General features: G+C 71.7%; 4 protein-coding genes and 1 pseudogene. 3 read left to right on the top strand and 2 right to left on the bottom strand.

Going from position 1 to position 3491, the window contains the following annotated elements; genetic code table 11:
* Positions 1-78: 78 nt before the first annotated feature.
* Positions 79-293 (bottom strand): annotated as a pseudogene (locus tag ACWGH4_RS32925) (Fe-Mn family superoxide dismutase); the annotation flags it as partial.
* A gap of 186 nt (positions 294-479) precedes the next feature.
* Between ACWGH4_RS32925 and ACWGH4_RS32930 the strand changes: the two are divergent.
* Positions 480-1136: a hypothetical protein gene (locus tag ACWGH4_RS32930; RefSeq protein ID WP_453467307.1), complete on the top strand. Its 657-nt coding sequence runs from the start codon at positions 480-482 to the stop codon at positions 1134-1136.
* Between the two features lie 78 nt (positions 1137-1214).
* Here ACWGH4_RS32930 and ACWGH4_RS32935 read toward each other — a convergent pair whose 3' ends face one another.
* The gene (locus ACWGH4_RS32935; RefSeq protein ID WP_453467309.1) at positions 1215-1652 is read right to left on the bottom strand and encodes a hypothetical protein; all 438 of its coding nucleotides are present in this window, start codon (positions 1650-1652) and stop codon (positions 1215-1217) included.
* Between the two features lie 113 nt (positions 1653-1765).
* Between ACWGH4_RS32935 and ACWGH4_RS32940 the strand changes: the two genes are divergently transcribed.
* Together ACWGH4_RS32940 and ACWGH4_RS32945 are read left to right on the top strand one after the other, a co-directional pair.
* A complete protein-coding gene (locus ACWGH4_RS32940; RefSeq protein WP_453467313.1) occupies positions 1766-2497 on the top strand; it encodes a helix-turn-helix transcriptional regulator in 732 nt (243 codons plus the stop codon).
* Between the two features lie 126 nt (positions 2498-2623).
* Positions 2624-3385, top strand: coding sequence for a MerR family transcriptional regulator (locus ACWGH4_RS32945; protein ID WP_453467311.1), 762 nt, complete (start codon positions 2624-2626; stop codon positions 3383-3385).
* The last annotated feature ends 106 nt before the right edge of the window (positions 3386-3491 follow it).

The raw sequence follows: 3491 nt of genomic DNA on the forward strand, positions 1-3491 counted from the left end.
CCGTCATTCCGTCCGCACGCGAAGGCTGAGAAGACGATCACGAGCAGGACGACGGGGGGAGCCCTTCCGGGCTCCGGATCAGAAGGAGATCAGCGGCACGGACGCCTTGGCGGCGTGGTAGCGCCTGCTGACGTCCTGCCAGTTGACGACCTGCCACATGGCCTCGATGAAGTCGACCTTCTGGTTCTTGTACTGCAGGTAGAAGGCGTGCTCCCAGGCGTCGAAGACAGCAGTGGAGTGCTGCCCCGGCCCACGGTGCCGTGGTGGTCGTGGACCTGCTCGACGATCAGGCGGCGGTGGTCCGCCGCCGCCGGGACCTGCGCGCCTCGTCGCGCCGGTCCGCGCGACCTGAGAGCGACCACGGGTCCGCCGAACGGCCGAGGCGGGCGCGGGGAGTTGCCGCTCAGGGCCGATGGCCCGGGAGGGGGCGGCGTGAAGGATGTGACACGTCGCAACACACCGACTCCCGGGAGATCACCGTGCTTTCTCCGTCACCACGCAGGACCGTGGCCGTGCTGACCGCGGCCGTCGCAGCGCTCGCCGTGAGCGGCGCCTCCAGCGCCTCGGGGGCCTCTGACGCCTCCGGCGCTTCCGCCGGGGGCCGTGGAACGCCGTCGTACGCGAGTGTCACCGGCCGTGCGGATTTCGTGCTGCCCTACCACCAGGACGACGACGTCCGCTCGTTCAGCTTCGACGCGGTCGCCGCTCCGTACAGCCGGCCGCTGCCCGGGATACCCACCGGTCTGCCCACCGACGCGCGGGGAACGGTCAGGATCTCGCACTACTCGGCCGCGCGGGACGTCACCTACACGGCCGAGGGGCGGGTGGACTGCCTGGTCACCGGTCCCCGTTCGGCGACACTGACGGCGGTCATCACCGAGGTGGGTCCCGGCGGGCCCCTCGACATCGGCCGGCGGCTCGGATTCAGCGTCTACGACGGGGGCAAGGACGGCAAGAACCGCTCCGGCGACCGTGTGGGCTTCTCCTGGAACGGCGTGAATCTGCTGCCGGGCGGTGCGACCGCCCCCGAGGAGGCCCCTGTCGGGACGTGCATGGCGCCGGCGCCGTACGCCCCGGTGACCAAGGGCGGCTACACGGTCGTGCACGCCGAACTGCCGCCCCCGGCACGCCCCTGATCTGCCCGCGCGGCGTGCCCGGGGCCCGGGCCGTTCCGGGTGCGGTCGGGGGTCCCGGGCCCGGCCGTCGCGGTTTCGTCAGTGCGGCCGCCGGGTGGCGTGGTAGTGCTGGGCGAGCCGGGCGAGGGCGACCGCGCCGAGCAGGAGACCGAAGTCGCGCAGCGCGATGTCGTAGTGGCCGGGGACGGTCAGCAGGTTGACGATGATGCCGGCGAGCCAGCCGGCCACGAGCCAGCCCCCGAAGCGGGGTGCGAGCGCCACGGCGACGCCTGCCACGATCTCGACGACGCCGACGGCGTACATGGCCTGCTGGGCGCTGCCGGGGACGATGTCGTTGATCCACGGCGCGAGATAGACGGGCCAGTCGACGAGCAGGTTGGTGAACTTGTCCAGCCCGAACAGGACGGGCGCCACGGTGAACCCGATGCGCAGGATGACGAACGCCTGATAGCCGGGGTCGGTGAGCGCGGCCCGCCGTGCGGGGGCGGACGAGGTGGTTGTGGTGGGGGACGACATGGTGGGCGCCCTTCTTTCCGTCTTCGGTTTTCTGCCGAGCTTCTATCGACAACTCTCACTATCGATAGAAGCGCGGATCACCTCTTTAGTCAATGGCCATTGGTTTTACACTGGTGTTCGTGGACCACCCGAAAGAAGCACCCCGCCCGGATGCCGCGCCGGACCCGGATGTCTCCGCCGTCGCCGCCCTCGACGAGCCGACCCGCAGGAGGCTCTACGACCACGTCGCGCGCCGGCCGGGACCGGTCAGCCGTGACGAGGCCGCCGAAGCTCTCGGCCTGGCCCGGCAGACGGCCGCCTTCCACCTGGACCGCCTGGCCGACGAATCGCTGCTCGACGTCGTCTACGAGCGGCGCAGCGGACGCACCGGTCCCGGGGCGGGCAGGCCCGCCAAGCTCTACAAGCGCTCGGCCAAGCAGGTCGCCGTCAGCCTGCCCGAGCGACACTACGAACTGGCCGGGCGGCTCCTCGCGCAGGCCGTGGAGGCGTCCGAGGCCACCGGCGAACCGGTCAGGACCGTCCTGCACCGCGAAGCGCACCGGCTCGGCGCACAGCTCGCCGGGCAGGACACCACGGACGTGCTCGACCTGCTGGAACGGTACGGATTCGAGCCCCGCCACGACGGGGACGCCGTCGTTCTGGGCAACTGCCCCTTCCACGCGCTCGCCCGCGAACACACCGAGACGGTGTGCGGCATGAACCTCCACCTGCTGCGCGGCGTGCTCCAAGGGCTCGGCGAGGACGGCCTCCAGGCGTGTCTGGCGCCCGCCCCCGGCCAGTGCTGCGTCCGCCTGGAGCCGGCGCCCTCCCCGTCCACGGAGCCTTCTCCCCGGGCCGGGCGCTGACCGTCCGACCGCACAGGGCCGAAGCCGGGTTCGGACGACGGGTTGCAGTTGCCGCTGCGGCAGCTTCTACCGTCCTGACCAGGGCCGGAGAAACCGGCCCGGTGACGCACTCGTGAGGGAGCGGCGATGGAATGGCCGATCGCGGAGGTGGCCCGGATGTCGGGCGTGACCGCCCGGACCCTGCGGCACTACGACGAGATCGGTCTGCTGCCTCCGGCCCGGATCGGTGCCGGTGGCCACCGCTACTACGAGGAGCACCAGCTCCTGCTGCTGCAGCAGATCCTCGTACTGCGGGCCCTGGGCGTCGGGCTGCCCGAGATCGGCCGGATCCTGGCCGAGCAGGTCGACGAGGTGGAAGCCCTGCGCGGCCACCACCGGCGGCTGCTCGCCGAGCGGGACCGGCTCGACGCACTGGCCGGCACCGTCTCCCGCACGATCGCCGAACTGGAACAGTTTAGGAAGGACGGCAGACACATGACCGCCATCAACCGACCGGAGAACCTGTTCGAGGGCGTGCAGCCCTCCCAGTACGGACAGAACATGCGCGACTTCCCCGAACTCGCCGAGGATGTCGGCCGGCGGGCCGCCACGATGAGCCAGGCCGAGGCGGAGGCGGGGCACCGCGAGCGCACGGCGCAGATGATCCGGCTGGCCGAGCTCATGGCCGCCGGCAACCCGGTCGACACCGAACCCGTGCAGGCCGAGATCGACGCCCAGTACCGGGCGCTGTCGGAACTGCGCGCCGTCTCTGCCGACGAGTACCGCGCGATCGGGCGCTCCTGCGTGGACAACGACGCCTGGCGCGCCGCGTACGAAGCGATCGCCCCGGGCCTGGCCGCCTACCAGCGTGACGCCATCGAGGCGTACGCGGCGTCCGAGCTCGGCTGAACCATGACAGAGCCGCCGCCGGGGGACGACCCCGGTGGCGGCTTTCGTCGGTTCGCCGAGGCCCGTAGCGGAACATCGGGGCTCACGCCTCGGCGGGGTCGGGTGC

It is taken from the genome of Streptomyces sp. NPDC054847, from assembly GCF_053610925.1.

Excerpts from the sequence above, each read along its gene's own strand:
- ACWGH4_RS32935 (WP_453467309.1), bottom strand. The coding sequence starts at position 1,652 with ATGTCGTCCCCCACCACAACCACCTCGTCCGCCCCCGCACGGCGGGCC.
- ACWGH4_RS32945 (WP_453467311.1), top strand. The coding sequence starts at position 2,624 with ATGGAATGGCCGATCGCGGAGGTGGCCCGGATGTCGGGCGTGACCGCC.